Source organism: Trichocoleus sp. ST-U1 (assembly GCF_039961835.1).
GTDB lineage: Bacteria > Cyanobacteriota > Cyanobacteriia > Cyanobacteriales > FACHB-T130 > FACHB-T130.
The window spans coordinates 87,697-111,522 of the sequence record NZ_JAMPJZ010000008.1; the positions used below are offsets into that span (position 1 = coordinate 87,697).

The following is a 23,826-nucleotide window of genomic DNA, read 5'->3' on the forward strand; positions in this document are numbered from 1 at the left end:
TATTAGCTTAATTAGTGTTTCCAGGTAGCTCTGGAGGCTCGTTTGGTAAAGACTGAGCCGTCGTATCAATTGTTTTTATCGTCTCATTTGGTTGAGAAGTGTCTTGTCGCTGCGTCGCCTCAGAAAACTTTTCTTTAGCAATCCCAGTCACCGTTTCAGTTGTGTCTTTGACTTGCTCAGCAATATTTTGAGCGCTGCGCTTTAGCGCTTCTAAATCATCCTGAGTTTTCTTATAGTCTTCTCTCAGTAACTCTGCGGCTTGACTCATTTTTTGATTAAGTCCCTGGGTGTACTGTTGCGGAGTTTGGACGATGGCATCCGCGACAAGCGCTCGTTTACTACCCGTGCTAGAAATAGCTTCTACCGGGAGCAAATAAACACCATTCAAAACACCGCGCCAACCACTAGAAACAAATAAGTAATTAACAACAGCGCCGGTTTTAGGATTGAAGAGATAGTCTATAATTTTGCCAGCTTTGTTGCCAGCGTCAGTCCACACCTCATGTCCAATTAAAGAAATTTTCTGAATTGGCGTTTCGGGTTCAATAACTTCTGGAGTGTTGTTGACGATAATACTATCGGTGCCAATCGTAGTAATTTGCTCCCACCTAAACACCTGTTTCAGACTACCCAAAAATCCTGACTTGCAGCTAAACCCTACGACTTGGTGAGATTGAGAATTTAGCCACAATTGCTCTACCCGACCCACTTCTTCTGCTGTACTGCGATCGAGTACCAGCCGATTGAGTAAGTCACTTTGTCTAATTATCTGTGGTTGCGCGTTCATGACCAAAATCCTTAGAGATTCATCCAATTGGCAATATATGCTGCTTTAGATTAACAAGAGTCGGGAAGCGATCGCCTCAAACTTAGCTTTCTTGTAAACGTTTCCTAATCAAAGTGTAAGTTGAGGTTAAGCCAAGAAAAGCAACCGAATAAAGCAAAAATTGGGTGGAGCTGACGCTCCACCCAACCTAAAATCATTCTCAACTGAACGATATTGTCACCAGAGCGATCGCTCTTTACGCTCTTCAGTGAACCCAGCTAGTTTTCCCATGCCCCAACGGTCTCTACAGCCTTATCTCGCGGCAGCAGGCGGCAACGCTAAGCGTGGTGATGTTGGGGGATAAGTACGTGGCGTGTGACCGTTCTGAGAGGCTTTTGGGGGCGCATCCTGAAGTAAAACGTCCCGAATCAACCGCGCCGCCACTCGCTGCACCAAACCCCCGGCAATTTTTTGACCCATGCGCTGAGTTTCTGGCTTCATAAGCAATTGGGGAATCACAGGCAACAGTTGCATCGCATCAAATCCGCTCGTTTCCTGGAGAATATCCCAGATCCGTTTAATATGCTCCAGACTGGCGGGCGTTTCTGCCGACGGCGGTGCCTCATTCACCGTCATCCCCACCCGTTCGCGTAGCGAATACGTGACATTTTGGAAGGTGCGGCGTCCCAGCGAATCGATACCCTTCACAATTTCATCCGTTAGGTGTTCCCTGATAAATGCACCCCGCTCTGAGAACAGAAAATCTAGAGTCTGATTCAGCACCTGAGTCAGGTCATAATCGTCACTGAAACGGGCATTTTTTAACAGATTTTCCAGACGATTCCAGCGGAAACTGCCGTCTTTGAACAGGAGGTCGCGCAGAGATGCCCGCAATTCCGGGGAAGGGTCTGTCAAGAGGCGCTTGGCAACGTAGGGATACGCTTTACTGAGAACTTTAAAATTGGGATCGACATTAATCGCAATCCCCTCTAACGTGACCAGAGACCGGATAATCAGCGCGTAGTAGGCTGGAACGCGGAAGGGATACTCATACATCAACGCCGACATATCATCGGTGATGCTCTTAAAGTTCATCTCCGCGACACTAGCTCCCAGCGCGTTGCTGAAGACCTTGGAAAGGGCTGGGATGATGGGAGCCAGGTCAGTGTCTGGGGTTAAAAACTCTAGATTCACGTAGTCGCGAGCTAAGCCCTCAAAGTCCCGGTTGACCATGTGAACCACGGCTTCAATTAAGCCATACCGCTGATAAGGTTTGACATCGCTCATCATGCCAAAATCCAGATAAGCAAGTTGACCGTCAGTCGTCGCTAACAAGTTACCTGGATGGGGGTCAGCGTGGAAAAAGCCATGTTCTAGCAATTGCCGCAACGAACACTGAACGCCAACCTCGATTAAATGAACGGCATCAATTCCCTGAGCGCGGAGTGCCTCTGGCTGGGTCAATTTGGTGCCGTTAATCCACTCCATTGTCAGGACGCGACGCTGGGTGTATTCCCAGTAAATCTTGGGAATGTAAATATCTTGTAAGTGACCGTATAGAGAGGCAAAGCGCTCGGCGTTGTGACCCTCTTGGGTATAGTCCATCTCTTCATAGATGCGGGTGCCAAATTCATCCATGATGGAGACAAGGTCGCTCCGCACCTGTTTGAGATTTCTCTGCGCCCACCCGGCAAGGGTACGCAGGATGTAAATATCTAGGGCAATGTTTTCTCTTAAGCCGGGACGCTGCACCTTCACAGCAACGGTTTCGCCAGTCTTGAGCTTGCCTTTGTAGACTTGTCCCAAGGAGGCAGCGGCTACCGGGGTCGGGGAGAGTTCGGCGTAAATTTGTTCGGGGCGATCGCCTAATTCTTCCTCAATAAACCGATAAGCTAATTCATTGGGAAAAGGTGGCAGTTGGTCTTGCAGGTGACTTAGTTCGTCTAAATAAGTCGTCGGAACTAAGTCTGGTCGGGTCGAGAGCGCTTGCCCCACCTTAATATAGGCGGGTCCCAGTCTCGTGATGATTGTCCGCAATCGAATTGCCCGTTTCCGCTCGTTCTTGGGAACGCTACCTGTTTGCTTGTCCCACCACAAACTCAGTCCAAAGCGGAGTATCGGCACCAGAATATTGAACAATCGCCCCCAAACTTGGAATGGACGCCTCCGGTAGTAATCGGTAATGGCGACGGGGTCGTAGCGCAGTTCTTCTGCTTGGATATAGGCGGTTTGGGCATCTACGGCTGCTGGATATTGCTCTGCTGTCGGCGTCAGCTCATACTCCACCACGACCGCCTCTCCTGGCGCGGCGGACGCTGTCTGGGCAGGTTTCATCACACCTGTTGTAGAAATGCGATCGCTTGCGTCTGTCCGATGTGACATAGGGGAGACTCTTTTAACATTCATAAGCTTGGGAACCGACTCAGAGCAACTCTGTTAAGTATTGTAACAATAAGTAGGGGAAGCGCCAGGACAAGGTATTCCGGCTCTAGCTGGGGACAATGCCAGTTCGGTCAATTTCCCGCTACTCTGAAAAAGTTTCGGGACTTAAAACTAAACACTAAACTAAGTTTGGTAGCCCAGTACCTTTTTTAAATAACTCGCACAGCATCAAATGCTTCGCACTTGCCATTGTTCATTGGGTTGCCACTGCCTGCCCTCTTCCCTCAAGGTGAATTTTGCTCCATGCTCCTGTCCCTACGGATTGAAAACTTTGCCTTGATTGACCATCTGGAGCTTGAATTTGGCTCTGGATTGAATGTCCTGACCGGCGAAACCGGCGCGGGAAAGTCGATTATTCTGGATGCGATTGACGCCGCCTTGGGCGGAAAAGTCAGCAAATGGTCGATTCGCACGGGTAGCGATCGCGCTTTGGTGGAAGCCACCTTCAAGGTTGACCGAGTTGTGACCGAGTGGCTCTCCGAACAAGAGATCGAGCTGCTGGATGATACAGCCGTGGTTTGTTGTCGGGAGATAGCCTGCCTGCAAGGAAGCCTCCGCAGCCGCTCTCGCGTCAATGGCGTTCTGGTCAATCGGCAATTAATGGATCGCCTGCGCGATCGCTTAGTAGAAATTACTGCCCAAGGTCAAACCGTGCAACTCGTGGCACCTGCGCTTCAGCGAGAGTTACTGGATGTCTATGGCGGCGAGGCGGTGCTACAGCAACGCTCAGTCGTTCAAGCTGCCTATCTCGACTGCCAACAAGCACGAGATCGCCTAGACAAACGCCGTCAGTCCGAGCAGCAACGCTTGCAACGGCTCGATTTGCTACAGTATCAAGCCCAAGAATTAACTGCCGCTAATTTGAGCGAACCGGATGAGCCAGAACAGCTCGAACAAGAACGCCAGCGCTTAAGTCATGTGGTGGAGTTACAACAGCTGAGTTATCAGGTTTATCAAGCTCTTTATCAAAATGATGCGGGGGAGTCAGCGGGTGCAGACTTATTAGGTCAAGCTGAAGCCACGCTGATTGATATGGTAACGTATGATGCCACGCTGCAACCCGTTCTGGATATGGTGAGTACGGCTCTGGCGCAAGTGGTGGAAGCCGGACAGCAAATTAATGCTTACGGTGCTTCTTTAGAAGCCGATCCCCAGCGACTGGCGGAAGTGGAAGAGCGCATCCGCACCCTGAAGCAGATTTGCCGTAAGTATGGCCCGACGTTAGGGGAAGCGATCGCTTACAGTCAAAGCATCCAAGCTGAACTCGCTCTCCTCACCGATAGCGGTCACTCCCTCGAAGAACTGGAAAAAATCTATTCTCGATGTCATGAAACTTTGACCTTTACGGCTGACCAGTTGACCGCTTTGCGCGGCGTTGCTGCCAACGAACTAGAAAGCAGGCTCGTGGCAGAACTCAAGCCTTTAGCGATGGAAAAGGTGCAGTTTCAAGTCAAAATTACCCCTTGTCCCCCAACCGCAACAGGTGCCGACGCAATCGCCTTTTATTTTAGTCCCAACCCAGGCGAACCCCTACAACCGCTGTCTGCCACTGCCTCTGGAGGGGAAATGAGCCGCTTCTTGCTGGCGCTGAAAGCTTGTTTCTCGCAACTGGAAGCTGCCGGAACCCTAATTTTTGACGAAATCGATGTCGGGGTGTCCGGACGGGTTGCCCAAGCGATCGCTGAGAAACTCCACCAACTTTCTCAGGGACATCAAGTTCTTTGCGTCACTCACCAACCCCTCGTCGCCGCAATGGCTGACCGCCATTTCCGCGTCGATAAACACGTCGTTGAAGGAAGCCAGAAGCCAGATCCCTCCAAGAAGGCTGGGAAAAAGGGCGAAGTCTCGACAACCAACGCCGAAGCAATTCATCCAACCCTCCCCTTAGAGAGAGCAATTCAAGGACTCCGGGAAGAAGACCCGACATCTTACATCCTTCAGGCTTCCGAACGCACGGTTGTCCGAGTCAGCGTGCTTGACAATCACCAGACGCGCCGCCAAGAATTAGCAACACTAGCTGGGGGACATTCTGCCAAAGATGCGATCGCTTTTGCAGAGTCCTTGCTAGCTCAAGCCGCAGTCAAACATAATGGACGCAAGACCAAGAACAACAAATAAATAACCTGCCCTCTATCCAACCCCAAAACAAAGAGTAAACTGTTGAGTAAGTAGTATGGCATTTGCTCACTAGGCACAAAAAGTTTGGCTGTTAAATTTGTAGGATAATTCCACCGCCTCGTACCTCGCTCAAATTCAGGCATCTGAAAAAATCTATGACACCTTCATCTACCAAAATGCATGGTTGGAACGATACAGACAGGGTGATTGATGTTGTTCCCCACGATGAAAATCAAACAGGGAATCAAATTCCCCAAACCTCTACAAATATTCCTACTGGTACGGGTGGTGCATTAGCCACAAAAGAAGGCAGTTTTACGGCACTGCTCGCCCCACTGAATAAGGAAACTTTCAAAGAAGTCGTCACAGGTGTCGAAGAAAAGCTTCAGGTAGTCAATCAAACCCTGTCAATGTTGACTGATAGTCAGGGTTTTGATGCCATTCTTCAAGAAATGTTGAATGCCATTACCTTAAAAACCGGAGAATTACTCGGCGCAGATCGCACAACCATCTATTTACTAGATGAAGAAAAGAACCAACTCTGGTCAATTCTTGCTGAAGGCGCAGAGGGGCGACCTTTAGAGTTGCGGATTCCGGCAGATAAAGGCATTGCCGGTGAGGTAGCAACCCATAAAAAAAGTATTAATATTCCCTTTGATTTTTACGAAGATCCGCGCTCTGCGTTCGCCAAAAAGAAAGACCAAGAAAATGGCTATCGCACCTATACGATGTTGACTTTACCTCTGGTAAACGAAGAGGGAAATTTAGTCGCTGTCGTTCAATTAATTAATAAATTAAATTTACCAAATCAGCCAGGAAAGCCGTTAGGGGAAAGAATCGATCTCAATGGTTTTACTTCAAAAGATGAAAGAATTTTTGCAGAATTTGCGCCTTCCATTCGCCTGATTCTAGAAAGTTCCCGCTCTTTTTACATGGCAACGCAGAGACAGCGGGCTTCTGATGCCTTGATGAAGGCGACTCGATCCTTAAGCCAAAGCAATCTCGACTTAGAAGATACCCTGAACCGGGTGATGCATGAAGCCCAGGAGCTGATGAATGCAGATCGTAGCACCCTGTGGCTGTTAGATAGCGATCGCCATGACTTATGGACAAGAATCCCTCTTTCCGACGGTTCCATGCGGGAACTGCGAGTGCCAGTCGGAAAAGGTTATGTCGGGAAAGTTGCTGAATCCGGCAAACCCCTGAATATCTCCTTTGACCTCTATGCCGATCCAGATTCTGAAGTGTCTAAACAAGTCGATCAGGCAAATGGCTATCGTACTTGTAGCTTATTATGTATGCCAATCTTTAACGCTGACAAAGCGTTGATTGGTGTCACCCAACTTGTAAATAAGAAAAAACAGGGAGAATTTCCCCCTTATAATCCGGAAACTTGGCCCGAACCTCCCGAATGCTGGAAGGCAAGCTTTAATCAAAGTGATGAAGCTTTCATGGAAGCATTTAATATTCAAGCCGGTGTAGCGCTGCAAAATGCCAAATTGTTTGCTACGGTCAAACAGCAAGAACAAATGCAGCGTGACATTCTCCGCAGCCTTTCTAATGGAGTTCTCTCTACTGATAAATCCGGTCAGATTATTGCAGCGAATGAAAGCGCCAAGCGACTCTTAGGATTTAAAAATGAAGACCATATAGAAGGTAGAAAAATTGCCGATCTGATCCGCATCAAAGAAGGTGACTTTTCTAAATGGTTTAAAGCTGCGATAGACGCCGCTGAAGAAAAAAGCCGCCAGCAATACTACCCCGATCAAACTCTGCTCTCTACAGAAGAAGAACAACATAGCGTTCACCTGTCAATTAACTCCATTGCAGATGCCAGCGACAATAACAACGTCTACGGTGCCTTGGTGGTGATGGATGACATCTCTCAGGAGAAACGGCTCAAGAGTACGATGTACCGCTACATGACTCAAGAATTAGCAGAACAGTTAATCAATAGCGGTGATGCCAAACTAGGGGGCGATAAAAAAGAAGTTTCCATCTTGTTCTCAGATATTCGCAGCTACACCACCTTAACCGAAAGTATGAATGCAGAAGACGTGGTGCAGATGCTCAATGAATATTTTGAGTCGATGGTAGACGCTGTTTTTACACACAAAGGCACCCTCGATAAATATATTGGCGATGCCATTATGGCAGTCTTTGGTTCTCCCTTACCCTTGCCGGATCATGCCTGGATGTCGGTACAAACAGCCGTCGAAATGCGTCATCGTTTGACAGAATTTAATGCCTGTCGCCAAGACATCGGATTCCCAACGTTTAAGATTGGGATTGGGATTAATTCCGGTACGGTAATTAGCGGTAATATTGGCTCCAGTAAGCGCATGGAGTTCACCGCAATTGGTGACGAAGTGAATTTGGGATCTCGCTTAGAAGGTGCTAGCAAACAATATGGTTGCGATATTGTGATTAGCGAAAGCACTTATCAGCCTTGCAAGAATCTGATTTGGGCAAGAGAACTTGATTGTATTCGAGTCAAAGGTAAGACTACGCCAGTGAATATCTATGAACTGGTGGGACTGCGGGAAGAGAAAATCTCAGATCAAAAGCAAATGACGATCGAGCTTTACCATAAAGGACGCGAGTATTACCTAAATCGCAAGTTTACTCGCGCAATGGGTGAGTTTGGCACGATTCTGGAAGAAATTGACAAAAACGACAAAGCGGCTGCTTTGCACCTGAAACGCTGTCAGTTGTTTCTCCAAGAACCGCCTCCTGATAACTGGGATGGGGTTTTCACGTTGACGGAAAAGTAGGAATGGCTAATGGCTAATCTCAAGCCTCTATTTTTGCGATTAGCTATCAGCAAAATCACCCTGGAATCGGATAACTGTAACCGTCTTAAATGATTCCTGAAGGCGAGATCCCCGACTTCGAGAGAGAAGTTGGGGATGTGAACCAATGGCATCGTGTTGGTAACTAATTTTAACCACAAGTATTCGCTACGCTAACACTTCTAGTTTGAGGGAGTGGAAATTAAATTTCAGTTGAACAATTTGAATTAATAAAACTGCCAACAATCTGGCGCAGTTGCTCAGCCTCAAAGGGTTTTGTCAAATATTCAGTTGCACCCGCCAGACGCCCCTGTACTTTATCAAAAACTCCGTCTCGGGCTGTCAGCATGATGATGGGTAGCTCGCTAAATTGCGGTAAACTCCGGACTGTGCGGCAGAGTTCTAAGCCGTCTACCCCTGGCATGGAAACATCCAGTAATAAAATTGAAATCTGCTGGTGGTAAATCACCGATAAGGCATCTACTGCATTATCTGCCACCAAAACTTTGTAGTCTCTTTCTAGGGCACGTTTGATCAGCGTCTGCATGACGCTACTATCATCCACTGCTAGGATAGTCGGTATATCACTCAAAGTTGAAGACATCTTCTTTACCCAGTTTTTAGTATACAAAAACCTACAATCGTTGAATTTGGTTCAAAGGCGATTAAAAAGCCCAATCCAAATTATTCTAACGTCAGCCCCAGTAGGTAAGAGAGCATCGCTTTCCTTTGTCAGAATACATCTATCCTGTCCAGCTATTCTTAATTTAAGGCTTTTCTAGTTTCGTTGAGTTTTTTAGGACTCCTTATTAATAAATGTTCGTTCAATGTTTGTCTATCTCAAAATGCTTTACAAAAATTTAATTTTATTAAAATAAACATTCTACTATATGCACTATAGCTTGAGGATTATTGCTCAGTAAATAGAATAATTACGGGAATATAGTTAACTAATTGTAACAAGAAAACAAACTGAAGCTGCATTTGTTTTGTAAAGATAAAAATACTAAAAGAGCGGATGGGGTGTTTGTTAATCAAAAAATATCAGTCTGTGATAGAAATATATCCTCGACGGGAATCCTAGATAGAGAAGGTTCTGCCAAGTTGCTCTAGAAAGGCTTCGTTAGCAGGCTGCAAGCAGAAGGGCGATCGCATTTCTGCTCGCAGCCAAAAACCTAGCTTTCCCTAAAGACGGATGGTGGCTTGGCAATTGCGGTGAAGAGGGTATTGCCTACCTAAACTTTATGCTGTTGTTTCTTTTAGTCTGTGGCTGGCATCAACTAACCTAACTTGAGCGATGCAGTATCAAAGATTAAGTTCAGTAACTAAATAAGGGAACATCTACATCATATAACTTTCAATAAAGCTTCTCATAGAGGCAAAGGGAAAGTAAGTCTCAAAGAGTGCCTTCATCATCCGGTTTTAATAAAAGTAAACATTTATACAGCTAGCTCCTAAAAAGTGCAGCATTCGCAGAAAAGGGCGCTTAACATGAACGCAAGAATACCTGGAAACGGAGCAATCCCGCTCGATGCTCTGGGATGGTGTCCGCTACTCAACTCTATCCCCGATCGCATCAGCGTTACAGCTCCTCCGGAGCTAGCGTATCTTCAAATATCTGTAGCTGCTTTCGACGATCTGACCCGTTTAGCAGCCTATATTTGCCAGACAAAGATGGCTTTGCTCAGCTTTATGGATGGCAAACAACATTGGCTTCAGTCAAAATTGGGCATTTCCACCCCAGACACTGACGCCTATGTTGCTTTCTGCACTTATGCCATCCTGCAACCAGAAATCTGCGAATGCGAGTTGATGCTCGTTCGGGATACCCTGTCTGATAAACGGTTTGCTAGCCATGCCTTGGTGAAATCCGATCCAAAAATCCGATTTTATGCGGGTGTGCCCTTAGTCACGTCTGAGGGCGTGATGGTAGGGGTGCTATCTGCCCTCGATGATGTGCCGCGAGATTTAAGCAGGGAACAGCAGGAAGCACTGGGGACATTAGGACGGCAAGCGATCGCTCACTTACAACTGGGAAAAAACTTAACAAACCTCGAACAAATTATCATCAATCAACAGCAAACTGAAGCAGCACTTCAGGAGAAAGAAACCCGATTTCAGTTGGGACGAGCAGCTTCTGGCACTAACATTGAGGATTTTAATCTTTTGACAGGTGAAGGAATCGCTCCAACAGGATCTGATAATTTAGAGGGGCTATTGGGTTTAGTTCCGGGCACTGACGCAACTCAGGAATGCTTCCTAAAATGGGTTCATCCTGAAGATCGGGAACTTGTCGCTGGGGCGATCGCTGACTCTATTCAGGGTAAAACAGACCACGAGATTGAATTCCGCATTGTCTGTCCTGATGGCAGTATCCGCTGGCTAGCGGGAAAAGGCAAAGTTCTTTACAGCGAAACGGCAACAACGGTTCGCACGATCGGCACAGTTATGGATATCACCAAACGTCAGCAAACTGAAGATGCCTTGCGTCGAGCCGCCGCAGAAAATCTGAAACTGGCACAAGCTGTAAAGTCAGTTTCAGATGGAGTTGTCATCGTCGATCCCCATCAACCAAATTGCCCGATTGTTTACGCGAACCCAGCTTTCACCCGAATTACTGGGTATCAGCCAGAGGAAGCGATTGGTCGTAACTGCCGGTTTTTGCAAGGTGCCGATACCGATCCAGAAGCGATCGCAAAAATTAGGAATGCGATCGCTCAAGCGAAAGAAGTTAAAGTCACGCTGCTAAACTATCGCAAAGATGGTCAACCTTTCTGGAACCAATTAAAAATTTCGCCTGTGTTCTCAGATAATGGCGATTTACTTTACTTGGTTGGCATTCAGACAGACATCACGCTCTCCAAGCGAGCCGAGACAGCGCTTCTGAAGAGCAAAACTCGTCTTCAGTTGCTTAACAGCATCTCGACTAAAACCCGATCTGGTTTGTCGATAGAGCAAATAATTGAGCGCACGCTCAAACAAATTAGCGAATATTTCCCTTATCTGCGAATAGCTTACTCAACGATTAATCACCAAGGTATCTTGACGGTAATTTCCTCCATCGAGCCGCCAGGAATGCCGAAACTCTTAGGAGCGGTGGTTGACCTCACTGCGGCTCCGGAGTATCTCAATGCCTTGCAGATGGGCGAATCATTCATCTGTAACGATGTTACCCAAGACTTCCGGCTAGCACCTCTCGCTGATGTCCTGCTGGCAGTCCAAACTCAGTCTATGCTTGACGTACCGTTTCCGTATTCCGACCAATTAGTAGGCTTGCTGTGCTTTGACTCGCCGCAACCATACAAATGGAGCGAACATGAGCTAGCCACCTTAACTGATATTGCCGGATACTTGATGATTACCATCAAAGACGCTCATGCACAACAAGAGCGTCAGCGAGCTGAATTTGCACTGTCTGAATCCCTCAAAGAAGTGGCAGACATCAAGTTTGCACTCGCTCAATCTTCAATCGTGGCAGTCACTGACTCCACCGGAAAGATTAACTATGTAAACGATAAATTCTGCGAAATTTCTCAATACTCCAAAGAGGAACTGCTCGGACAAAATCACCGCATCGTCAATTCTGACTATCACCCCAAGGAATTTTTTCAGCAGATGTGGGCAACCATCAGTAGTGGCAGCGTCTGGCATGGCGAAATCAGAAATCGAGCCAAAGACAAAACTTGTTACTGGGTAGATACCACCATTGTGCCCGTCTTAAATTCCGATGGAAAACCCGTTGAATATGTAGCAATCCGTCAAGACATCACTGAGCGCAAAAGGGCAGAAGAATTACGACGGCAGAGCGAACAGCGCTTTCGCGCTTTAGCTGAAGTGATTCCGCAACAGGTATGGACGGCACAGCCAGATGGCGCACTCGATTATGTGAACCAGCGCGTTCTAGAATATTTCGGACGCACCTTCGAGGAAATGGTGGGCTGGGGATGGCAAGATGTGCTGCATCCGGAGGATGTGCCGGGGTGTATTGCCCGCTGGAGTCATTCTCTCTCTACGGGAGAGCCTTACGAAGTTGAATTTCGCCTGCTGAATGCGGCTGAGGGAAACTATCGCTGGCACTTGGGACGGGCGGTACCCGTGCATGATAACGAAGGCAGGATCGTTAGTTGGTTTGGGACGAACACGGATATCGACGAGCGCAAGCGGCAAGAGGAGGAGCGCATCCAGCTTTTGGCGAGAGAACAGGCGGCACGCGAGGCGGCTGTCAACAGCGAGAACCGCACTCGGAGCATTTTGGAAAGTATTACCGATGCTTTCTTTACTTTAGATACCGAGTGGCGATTCACCTATTTGAACTCGCGGGCAGAGCAGCTTTTATTTAGAAGCAAAGATGAGTTGATTAATCAGTGTATTTGGGATGAGTTTCCAGAAGCAGTCACTTCTAATTTTTATCAGGAGTACCAGCGGGCAGTTGCCAATCAAGTAACGGTTCACTTTGAGGTGTTCTACGAGCCTCTGGAGTCGTGGTTTGAAGTGCGGGGCTATCCCTATCAAGATGGTCTATCGGTTTATTTCCGGGATGTTACAGGTCGCAAACAGTCAGAAGCAGCACTGATGGAGCGATCGCGCCTCTCGACCCTAGAAGCAGAAATCGGTACTGCTTTGGGTGCGGCTGGGTCTTTATCAGAAAGTCTCAATCACTGTACGGAAGCAATGGTGCAGCATCTCGATGCAACTTTTGCTTGTATCTGGACATTTAACCAAAAACTCAATCGCTTGGAATTGCAAGCAACGACAAGGGTTGATCGAGACAGCGAATTGTATTGGCAAGATTTGTTGGCTCAGCGTCACCAAGTTCTAGACGGTACCCTCGTCGGATTCGTCGCTCAAACTCGTCAACCCTACCTGACTCAGGATAGTAATTATCGGTCTGGGGGCGGGTTGGAAGCCCGCTTGTACGATGATTTTGTCGCTGAAAGCTGTTTGCGAATTCCCGAAAGCTATTTAGCAACCTATCCCCTGATTGTCGAAGAGCGACTGGTGGGCGTCATGGCTGTATGCAGCAGCCAACGCTTTACCGAAGCCGTTCATCAAGTCTTAGGGTGGGTCGTCAACGCGATCGCGATCGCCATCGATCGGTCTTGGGCGAAAGAAGCCCTCTCCGCACGTCGGGAAGCCTTGCTGTTCCGATTGGCAAGCCAGATTCGAGATTCCCTCGACCTAGATACCATCCTGGGAACTGCCGTCAATGAGATTCGCGGTTTGTTGCAAGTTGACCAATGTCAGTATTTGTGGTGCTGGGCGCAGTCCAATCAGGCGAGTCTGACCGTAACTCACGAAGCGACAACAGACGGGAGTAGACCGAGTTTGCTCTCCGAGTGTCCCCCAGAAAAACTCGATCCCCTAAGCGACAAAATCCGCAAACTTCAGACGTTGCGGGTTGACGATCTGACAAGCGATCGCAGCCTAAATGCCGAGGATGGAGAAATGCAAATCGCACCTCTACTGAGCAATTTGGGCGTTCGTTCGGTGCTGCTGCTACCTTTGAAAACCCACGCCGGTCATTTAGGCGCGATTGTCTGTAGTCATAGCAGTGGATCTCGTCCCTGGCTTGACAGCGAAATTGAGCTACTGCAAGGCGTCGTGGATCAGCTAGCGATCGCCATTGACCAAGCAGAACTCTACGCCCAAAGTCGTGCCGCCGCCCGTGCCGCGCAAACCCAGACGCAACAACTAGAGCAAGCATTGCACAATCTCAAACAAGCCCAATCTCAGCTGATTCAGACTGAAAAAATGTCCAGCTTGGGTCAAATGGTCGCCGGTATCGCCCACGAAATCAACAACCCAGTCAATTTCATCACCGGCAACCTCAGCCACACCAGCGACTACATTCAAGACCTACTCGATCTCGTACACCTCTATCAACAGCACTACACCAATCCCGTTCCCGCAATTCAAGCGCAGGAGGAAGAGATTGATTTAGAGTTCATCATTGATGACTTGCCCAAAATGCTATCTTCCATGCAAATGGGCGCTGACCGCATCCGTCAGATTGTCTTGTCACTGCGGAACTTCTCTCGTCTGGATGAAGCTGAAATGAAGCCGGTCGATATCCACGAGGGAATCGACAATAGTTTGCTCATTCTTCATAGCCGTTTGAAACCCAATGGCGCTTACGGCGGGATTCAAGTCTTGAAGGAGTACGGCAATCTTCCCTTAGTCGATTGCTACGCCGGTCAGCTCAATCAAGTGTTCATGAACATTCTCAGCAATGCGATTGATGCCCTCGACAGCCAACCCGAACCAAGGAAAATTACTATCGCCACCGAAATCCGTAATCGTCTAACGGGTAATGAGGAAGAGACTGGAAGCCCTAACACGTCGCTGACGCCAATCACCGAAGATCCATTACCAATGACCAAGAACCAAGTCGTTGTGATTCGGATTCGAGACAATGGCCCAGGAATGCCAGAGAACGTTATCAAGCGTCTGTTTGACCCCTTCTTTACCACCAAGCCAGTCGGCAAGGGAACTGGTTTGGGGCTATCCATTAGCTACCAAATTGTGGTGGAGAAACATGGCGGAATGCTCAAGTGCGTTTCAGAACCAGGACAGGGAGCAGAGTTTTGGATTGAAATTCCTATGATTCCTTGCCTGTAACCACTCAACATGACTAAGCGTTGCCCTTGCCGAGGAATGTATCTACCGCTAAAGCGATCGCCCTCTTGTATTCAGTAAGCGATTTACTCGTCCTACCAGGGAAGTTTAATGAGAAGGAGATTCCGTGTCATTTCAAAGACAATTTAATGAAGCTCTCATACAGCGTTTTATACAACTCATTGGGACTCATACAGGCTTACAGATTCGTCCGCAAGAGCGAGAAGCTTTATGTGAAAAAATTTGCTTCCGGATGAACGTCATTTCTATCTATCTTCCTGAGGCTTATTACCAATTATTAGAAATCGATAATTATCAAAGTCAGAGCGAATGGCAAGAACTAGCGAATTTGTTAACAATTGGCGAAAGTTACTTCTTTCGAGATAAAGGTCAGTTTTCTCTATTAAGATATCAAATTTTACCGCGATTGATAGCCGCTAAGAAGCAAATGAAAACCCTGCGAATTTGGAGCGCGGGATGCTCAACTGGCGAAGAACCTTATTCTCTAGCTATTCTCCTCACCGAACTCATTCCAGATTGGGAAAGCTGGAATCTCTATATTTTAGGAACAGATATCAATCAAGAGTCTATCAATAAAGCAAAACAAGGAGTTTATAGTTCTTGGTCATTTCGATTGTTAGACCAGAAACTACAAAACTGCTACTTTGAACCACATGGGACGGAATGGAAAATTAACAACAGCATTCAAAACATGGTTAATTTCAAAACCGTCAATTTAATTCAAATGCCCTTTCTTAATCTATTATTAGATGCTCAAAATATTGATTTAATTCTTTGTCGGAATGTCTTTGTTTATTTTGATAAACCTGCCATCTCACTTGTTGTCAATAACTTTTACAATACTCTACAACCTGGAGGATATCTTTTGACGGCTCATGCTGAACTTCAGGGGATAGACCTCAGCTTATTTCACACGGAGTCGTTTCCCGAATCAACGATCTATCAACGCCCTAAAGAGACGGTTGGAGGGAATCTTTCAAGGAAGAAAGCAAAAGCTTATTCTGACACTGAAGAACCAATACTTTGCCCATCTTCCCCAGCTGCAAATAAGGTGAAAATAGAACTGGCACAATTAGTTCCGAAAACTTATTCTCTTGTACAAGTAACATATAAAATTAGTAACGAAGTCAATGAATGCGGACGCTTATCTAATCTTGAAATCAGCGAGAACCTGACGAATACTTCAACCTTCCAGACACTTATCTGTGAAGCTAAAACCCTTTTTAAACAGAAGTATTATCCCTCAGCAATTCAAAAAACAGAGCAAGCGATCGCTTTGGCACCCAAAAACTTTGACTCTTACTATCTGATGGCTCAAATATATGCCAACTTAGGTGAATATGACAAGGCAGTTCACTACTGCCAACTAGCACTTAAAATCGATTCTCTTTCCGAAAAACCTTTATACCTACTCGCCCATATTGCGGAAGAACGGGGGGATGTTGAAGAAGCTAAAATTTTATTAAAAAAAATCATTTACTTAGTACCTTCCTCTATTTTGGCATATCTGGAAATTAGCGGCATTTACGAACTAGAAGGGAATCTTTCTAGAGCTTTAAAAATGCGAACTGTTGCTTTGGAAATTTTAAAAAAATTACCCCAGGAATTGATAGTTGAATTCCCAGAAAAAATGACCGTTGGAGAATTGAGCGTACACATCCAAAAAATGTTACAACCACAGTTATAATCTCTATGGAATATAAACAATATATTATTTTCAGCTTAAATGCTTCCCTTTATGGAGTAGAAGCATTTTCAGTACAAGAGATTTTCTTTCTCCCAGAGTTAACGCCAATAGTAGAAGCACCTCCTGAAATGGTAGGAGTGCTTAATCTCCGGGGTGAAATCTTACCAGTTATGGATCTTCATTATCGCCTGGGGTACGGATTCCCAGAATATCGCCTTACGGATAGTGTAATTGTTCTGGTATGCCAGGGATTTAGATTTGGCATTATTGTCAATGAAGTTCATGAAGTGCAGAAAATTTACAATAATGCGATCGCGGCAGATTTTTCCTATAAACGAGAAATCGCGAATCAACTCCATTTTGTTACGGGTATTGCCAAGGTAGAGACAGATATCGTGATGTTACTGAACCCGGAAAAGCTCCTCCAATTTACAGAACACATTGAAGCATTAATTACAGAAAAAACACCGCTGAATCCAGAATTAAAAGCTGATATCGCCCTTGGTTCTCCCAAAGAGAGACGCCTATCTTTCTCCAATAAAACCTCAGAAGAAAAAGCGATTTTTCAGGAACGGGCAGAAAATTTAAGGCGACAAGCGGAGAACCAAGATTTTACGGGAAGCCGCCCGATGGCAGTGATTAATTTAAATAATGAATATTTTGGGGTGGATTTGGGGAACGTGCGCGAATTTACTGATATTCGCAAAGTTACTCCGATTCCTTGTTGCCCACCTTATATTGTCGGGAATATGAATTTGCGGGGTGAGATTTTGACATTAATCGATATTCGTGGGGTATTAAATTTACCATTGGGTAATTTAGAGAATACCGCGAAGGCGATGGTTGCTTGCATCGACGATCTAGTGGCTGGTTTGATAGTTGATGAGGTATTGGATGTGATGTATTTGCACCTGTCGGAGATGATGCCAGTACCTGCCGCAGCTCGTTCTGTTAATGATGAATACCTCCGAGGAACGGTTGCTTACGGCGAAAAGATGATAGCTATTTTAGATTTACCCAAAATCCTGATGCAAGCAGGGTTGATGGTTGATGAAGAAGTGTGATTAGTTGTTACATTCCATTGCGCAGAAAGCTTTATTTAATGCTGGTTGAGAAAGCAACCCAGGCGGCATCGCTAACATTAGAAGGGGCAGCGATGCTGAGAAGAGCGAAAGCCGCTATCTAACAGGTTGTTGGAGCGCTGAAGGCTCCCAATCAGCAAGCCAAAGACACCGGCGGCATTACTCAACCGATTGGCACTTAAAACCTCAACAAAGCTGCGTTGAGATTCGAGGCAGTCATTTGGTTAATCTGTATGCGGCTGGTTAGCAGCGTGAATAAATATCATTTCTATATTTTAAGTTTTTTAAACTCTTAACACTCCTAGAGCGGAAGAGGGATTAATAATAAGAGCCGTTCTAACACAGAACTAAGTATGTATAGATTTTTAAAAAAATTCCAAAGAGTATTTTCTTGGTGGATTATAGAGATGTTAGGCGCAGGTTTAACTAAGAAATTTTACATTTCCTAAACAATCCTCTCTTTGGCAATTCAATTTTTTAGGAGAACCTGCCCTAAGAAGAATTTATCACCAGTATTTATACTAATCCTCTAGGTGTATTAAATTTAAAAACGAAAAGTCAGAAAAAGGGTAAATTAGCTACAGTGTTTTAAGTTACTAACTGTCTCTCACTCCTTGCATCGCCCTGAGCGATCGCTATCCAGCGAGTCATGCTGGCTTGACTGAGGAAACAAAAAAATACTAGTACGAGCAAAATCAAACTTAGCGACAAAATCTAAACAAAGCTGACTTCAATCTTTACCCAATCATCGAATTTAATAATGCAGGATAAGTCTGATGTTTAAAAGTTTATCTTTACAATCTCGATTAATCGGCTCATTTTTACTAATGGGTCTAATTGTATTAGTGGTTGCTCTCGTAGGTTGGAGCGGAGCTACTCGGCTGGGCGACCATATTAATACACTGGGGAATAATACTTTGCCTAGCGTAACTGGATTGTGGAAAATCAATGAAGGACAGACCCAAATCCAGTCATCGGAACGAGCGCTACTCAATACATTTTTGAAAACCGAAAATCGCCAGTTTGAATTGAATAGAATTAAAAATGCTAAAGCGCAGATTGATGAAGGGTTTAAACAATATGAGTCAGTTTCACAGACTGCCGACGAAAAAAAGCTCTATCAAAAATTTCTTGGGGACTGGAAAAGGTGGCAGCAAGACCATGAAAGATTCCTGGGTATTTATCAACAATTTGCCAAACTGGGCGTCTTAGATCCTGCGAATCGGCTGGCTGAGCTTGTAAGTCAGGAGAGGCAGACTTCACCAGAATTTGCACGGGCAAAAGCGGCGGATGCCCTGCTGGACGAACTTAGCGAACTGGCAGCAAATGAAGAACTAAACTCATTTAACACAGCCACAGAATCGGTGCTAGCAGTTGTGGAATACAACCAGAACTTTGGGGAAGCAGCCCAGAAGGTAGCAGAAACAGATGTGGCTCAAACCTCTTTTTGGGTGTTTGTTGGGATGATTCTTGGCCCCCTGACTGCGATTATTTTTGGTGTTTTCTTCAGCATCACGATTGCTAAGCCGCTCGGTGCCAAAATATCTGGCATTGTCAACACGATTGTCACTTCTTCATCAGAAATCGCTGCCACGGTAGAGCAACAAGAACGCACGGCAGCTCAACAAGCGGCGTCTGTAAATCAAACCACGATCACGATGGATGAGTTGGGTGCTTCATCCCAGCAATCAGCAGAGCAAGCCGAGGCAGCAGCAACTGGATCGCGGCAAGTGCTGTCGCTGACGGAGGGTGGAAGCCAAGCCGTCGGGCGAACTTTGGAGGAAATGGCGCTGCTCAAGGATAGAGTGGGAGCGATCGCTTCTCAAATTCTCCGTCTATCCGAGCAAACGAATCAAATCGGTAATATCTCTGGATTGGTGAGCGACTTAGCCAACCAAACGAATATGCTGGCACTGAATGCAGCCGTTGAAGCTGTTCGAGCTGGCGAACACGGCAAAGGCTTTGCGGTGGTGGCGGCAGAAATTCGCAAACTGGCAGAACAAAGTAAGAAATCTGCCGGAAAGATTAACGTCCTCGTTAGCGATATTCAAAACGCGATCAATGTCACGGTGATGGTGACGGATGAAGGGACGAAAACGGTGGAAGCTGGGGTGAAAACCGCTCAGGGCACAGCACAAGCATTCACCGGCGTGGCTGATGCCATCGAAAATATCGCCATAAACAGTCAACAAATTTCGCTTTCTGCCAAACAACAAGCGATCGCGATTCAACAAGTCGTTGATGCAATGAGCAGCCTTAATGTCGCAGCTAAAGAAAATGCCAGTGGCATTACTCAAACTAAAATCGGCATCCAAAGATTGAATGAAGCGGCTCTGAACCTCAAGTCAGTGGTGTAGCGAATCCTATAGCAATCCGTGCAAAAGTCGTAAAATTATCTGCTCCTTTTTCTCTCTTACTTGGCGTCCTGAGCTTCCCCTTGCTTTGCTAGAGCGTCTAAGCGCTAAGGCACAGGCTCCGCCAACGCGGTTCGTTAACAAAAGAAAATTTCACTATTCAATCAGGATTGCTATATTCGCTTAAAAATATCCCAAAAAATTACGGCTAATTATCTCTAAAACTAAGAATCGAAAGCTAAAAGCTTCTCAGTTAACCATGATGATAGAAGACGACGAACTCCGAGATTTATTCAAAATTGCCAGCGAAGAACATTTGCAGAAACTTGATGATGGGTTGCTGCATTTAGAAAAGTACCCCAACGACGAAGCTCGACTAGAAGAATTATTGCGGGAAGCCCACAGTCTCAAAGGTGATGCTCGAATGCTGGGCGTGCGCGATGTGGAAACTCTCACCCATCAGCTGGAACATATTTTGGGAGGTGTCAAACGTGGCGAGACACAACTGGTATCTGCAATATGCGATCGCCTCTATCAAGGCTTAGATGCCATTCGCAAACTGGTCTGCGAAGCCGTCACCGGGGAACCCACAGGTATCAACACCTTTCTCGTCCTCGCCCACATGATGGGAGCTGAATTTACAACTCCAGCGAATCAGAATAATCAGAATTATTTAGACCAAGAAGGCGTTCAGCCAGAACATGAGGAAGCAATTGAGCAAGAAACCCTTTCCCCGGATATAACTTCCGAACTGCCCGAAACATCCGCCAACATAGAAGTATTACAGACAACATTTCTCCAAACACCCGCATCCCTCACACCAGTGGAGGTGGGTGTCAAACCTGCCCCTGATGCTCCCAACAGTAAGGACAGTCCACCCAACTTTTCGCACAACGGCTCTCAACACCCAAACTCCCCCCCCGTTGCCCTCGGCGAACCCTACCGCATCGAAACGATTCGCGTCGAAACCCGCAATCTTGATGCATTGCTGACCCAAGCAGGCGAACTCACCGTTACCAAAATCCGCATTGCCCATCGACTCGCTGAAATTGAGGAAATCGTGACGCTATGGGAGGAGTCGAGCCGTCTAAGCGTGCAGAAAACTTCAGCCCTGAGCCTACACAAAGAAAAGATAACAGGTGACAGGCAAGCGGTAAGTTTCACTGCTTCCCCTCAGAACGGGCGGAGAGACCCCATCTCTACAGCGCCGTTGGGGGGACACTCCTACAGTATGAACGGGGGAAGCCAGCCTCTACAGGACTTCGATGAGCGCCTGGGAGTTCTGATCAACCAGTTAAGAGATGCCATCTATGAAGATACCGCCAGACTGGACACCATTGCCGGTGACTTGGAAGAAGGCATTCGCACTCTCCGCCTGTTGCCCCTATCCACCATTTTTCAGTTATTTCCCCGGATGGTACGGGATTTAGCCAGACAGCAAAATAAAGAAGTCAATCTGGTCATTGAAGGCGGCGAAACTAAAGCGGACAAGCGCATCTTGGAAGAAATGAAAGATCCCTTGATGCATATCCTTCGTAACTGCGTCGATCATGGTATTGAGACACCAGCAGAGCGGGAAGCGCAGGGAAAGCCCCGTACCGCTACTATTCAGATCAAAAGCTACCAAACTGCCACAAATATTGCGATCGCCATTAAGGATGATGGGCAAGGATTAGACATCGAAAAGATTAAGCAGACAGCTCTCAAACGCGGACTCTGTCGGGAAGAAGAACTTGCAGCCATGACACCGGCTCAAATTCACTCGTTGATTTTTGCCCCTGGTTTCTCAACGCGGACTTTTGTGACCGAGGTTTCAGGCAGAGGCGTAGGGTTAGACGTGGTTCGCACCAATGTAGAACGTCTCAAAGGCAGCATTGAGGTTGAATCAACACCTGGAAAAGGCTGCACGCTTCGGCTCTGTTTAGGCACGACCCTGGCAACCGCGCCGGTACTGATTGTGGAAGTGAGCGGAAAAGCTTACGCCCTTCCAGTGGAGTTTGTGCAAACAATGCGGTTGATTTCCCAGAATCAAATTTTTACGATTGAAGGCAGAGAAACCATTGTTGTGAATGGACACCCGGTTTCCGTCGCGCGACTGGCAGATTTGCTGGAATTGCCAGTCGCCAGTAGCAACGGACAACGAACGACTTCTACCGATTTAGAACAACTGCCCTGCATTATTTTGAAAGTGGGAGATGATCAACTGGGACTATTCGTTGATGGCTGGGTAGATCAACAGGATGTGGTACTCAAATCTCAAAGTAAATTGCTCAAACGAGTTCGCAATGTGATTGGCGCAACTATCCTCGGTACCGGGGAAGTTTGCATGATTTTAAATCCTTCAGATTTAATTAAATCTGTGCGAAAACGAAACCCGCTTGTGAAATCGTTTGCACCCATTACAGAAGACGCCAGAAAACCCGTAATCTTGTTAACAGAAGATTCCATTGCCATTCGCACTCAAGAAAAACGCATTCTGGAGGGTGCCGGTTATGAAGTGGTAACAGCAGTGGACGGATTGGACGGTTTCAACAAACTTAAAACTCGTTCTTTTGATGCGGTGGTTTCCGACGTGCAAATGCCGAATTTGGACGGTCTGAGTTTTGCTGCAAAGATTCGCCAGAATAAGGAATATAATGAAATTCCAATCATTCTGGTGACATCTCTGGCTTCAGATGAAGATAAACGCAGAGGTGCAGAAGCTGGTGCGAATGCTTACATTACCAAAGGCACTTTTAACCAAGAAATATTATTAGAAACCTTAAGAAGACTTGTGTAGTTAATCGCTAATCGCTAATGGCTTTTGAATAATTAGCAATTAGCAATGAACAAAATGCCAATTCGAGTTTTATTAGTAGACGATTCTGCGATTGCAATGGCAGTGCTGAAACGGATTCTGTCATCCTCACCAGAAATTGAAGTGGTGGGAATGGCTCAAACGGGTCGGGAAGCATTGGCATTGATTCCTTCTTGTTCGCCACAGGTGATTTGCACAGACCTACATATGCCACAGATGGACGGTCTGGAATTTATCTCTGAGGTTATGGCAACTTATCCTCGTCCGATTCTGGTGATTAGCACTTCGGTACAGGAAGAGGATAGGCAAAATGTTTTCCGGCTTTTAGAGGCGGGGGCAGTGGATATTTTTCCCAAGCCTCGTGGTGGTGCGGGATCGGATTATGAGTTGGTAAAACAGGAGTTAATTGGCAAGATTAAAATCCTCGCTGGCGTGAGTGTCTTTACCCAGTATCGGAAGAAGCCAGTTTTAGATTTTAAATTTTCGACGATAAATTCTCAAGCTAAAATCCCCCATCAAAAATCCAAAATCGTGGTAGTTGGCGCGTCTACTGGAGGACCGCAAGCTTTATACAACATTCTTATCCATCTGCCAGCGAATTTCCCCCTCCCGGTGATTTGTATTCAACACATCAGCGAGGGTTTTTTGCAGGGAATGGTGGATTGGTTAGGGTTGGAATGTCGTTTGCCCGTCAAAATTGCCCGTGCTGGGGAAATACCAAAAGCGGGAACGATTTATTTTCCACCGGAACGGCTGCATTTAGAATTGGATACTCAAGGCAGATTTTGTCATTCTGCCGCCCCGCCAGTGGGGGGACATCGCCCTTCTGTCACGGTTACTTTTAAGTCGGTGGCGAGTTTCTACGGTCAAGGAGCGGTGGGGATATTGTTGACTGGGATGGGTAGAGACGGTGCGGAAGGGATGGAAGCGATCGCTCGTGCCGGTGGCGTTACCATTGCCCAAGATGAGAAAAGCTGTGTGGTGTTTGGAATGCCAAAAGAAGCGATCGCCCTCGGTGCAGCACAGTATGTTTTGCCCGTCACCGAGATCGCGCCCATGTTACTCGCCAAAATCAGGGGTGGCGATTAGTTATTTAATCGGTAATTGGGCGGACAAAAATTTTAAGTGATGAGTTTTTTAATTCAAAACTCA

The 23,826-nt window shown here is 46.4% G+C and carries 11 protein-coding genes; 8 read left to right on the forward strand and 3 right to left on the reverse strand.

From position 1 onward, the window contains the following. Positions 1-7: 7 nt before the first annotated feature. Together NDA06_RS05235 and NDA06_RS05240 are read right to left on the reverse strand one after the other, a co-directional pair. The gene (locus tag NDA06_RS05235) at positions 8-787 is read right to left on the reverse strand and encodes a PRC-barrel domain-containing protein (protein ID WP_190984569.1); all 780 of its coding nucleotides are present in this window, start codon (positions 785-787) and stop codon (positions 8-10) included. A gap of 291 nt (positions 788-1,078) precedes the next feature. Next, positions 1,079-3,172 carry an AarF/ABC1/UbiB kinase family protein gene (locus NDA06_RS05240; RefSeq protein WP_190532972.1) on the reverse strand — a complete coding sequence of 698 codons (2,094 nt, stop codon included), beginning with the start codon at positions 3,170-3,172 and terminating at the stop codon, positions 1,079-1,081. A 279-nt stretch (positions 3,173-3,451) separates the two neighbouring features. Between NDA06_RS05240 and recN the strand changes: the two genes are divergently transcribed. Then, positions 3,452-5,326 carry a DNA repair protein RecN gene (gene recN, locus NDA06_RS05245; RefSeq protein ID WP_190984570.1) on the forward strand — a complete coding sequence of 625 codons (1,875 nt, stop codon included), beginning with the start codon at positions 3,452-3,454 and terminating at the stop codon, positions 5,324-5,326. 155 nt (positions 5,327-5,481) lie between these two features. Next, positions 5,482-8,100 (forward strand): adenylate/guanylate cyclase domain-containing protein, encoded by a 2,619-nt coding sequence (locus tag NDA06_RS05250; protein ID WP_242030550.1) that lies wholly within the window; start codon positions 5,482-5,484, stop codon positions 8,098-8,100. 220 nt (positions 8,101-8,320) lie between these two features. Here NDA06_RS05250 and NDA06_RS05255 read toward each other — a convergent pair whose 3' ends face one another. Further along, positions 8,321-8,722, reverse strand: a complete 402-nt coding sequence (locus NDA06_RS05255; RefSeq protein WP_190413546.1) for a response regulator — start codon at positions 8,720-8,722, stop codon at positions 8,321-8,323. 887 nt (positions 8,723-9,609) lie between these two features. On the opposite strand from NDA06_RS05255, the gene NDA06_RS05260 reads away from it, so the two are divergent. From NDA06_RS05260 to cheB, 6 genes are all read left to right on the forward strand, one after another. Continuing rightward, positions 9,610-14,736, forward strand: coding sequence for a PAS domain S-box protein (locus NDA06_RS05260; RefSeq protein WP_190984571.1), 5,127 nt, complete (start codon positions 9,610-9,612; stop codon positions 14,734-14,736). A gap of 250 nt (positions 14,737-14,986) precedes the next feature. Continuing rightward, entirely contained in the window at positions 14,987-16,441 is a 1,455-nt protein-coding gene (locus NDA06_RS05265; protein ID WP_242047336.1) for a protein-glutamate O-methyltransferase CheR, read from the forward strand. 5 nt (positions 16,442-16,446) lie between these two features. After that, positions 16,447-17,505, forward strand: a complete 1,059-nt coding sequence (locus NDA06_RS05270) for a chemotaxis protein CheW (protein ID WP_190984573.1) — start codon at positions 16,447-16,449, stop codon at positions 17,503-17,505. 794 nt (positions 17,506-18,299) lie between these two features. Continuing rightward, a complete protein-coding gene (locus NDA06_RS05275; protein WP_190525026.1) occupies positions 18,300-19,880 on the forward strand; it encodes a methyl-accepting chemotaxis protein in 1,581 nt (526 codons plus the stop codon). A gap of 259 nt (positions 19,881-20,139) precedes the next feature. Then, entirely contained in the window at positions 20,140-22,656 is a 2,517-nt protein-coding gene (locus NDA06_RS05280; RefSeq protein ID WP_190984588.1) for a hybrid sensor histidine kinase/response regulator, read from the forward strand. A gap of 54 nt (positions 22,657-22,710) precedes the next feature. Further along, positions 22,711-23,763, forward strand: coding sequence for a chemotaxis-specific protein-glutamate methyltransferase CheB (cheB, locus tag NDA06_RS05285; RefSeq protein WP_190428709.1), 1,053 nt, complete (start codon positions 22,711-22,713; stop codon positions 23,761-23,763). The last annotated feature ends 63 nt before the right edge of the window (positions 23,764-23,826 follow it).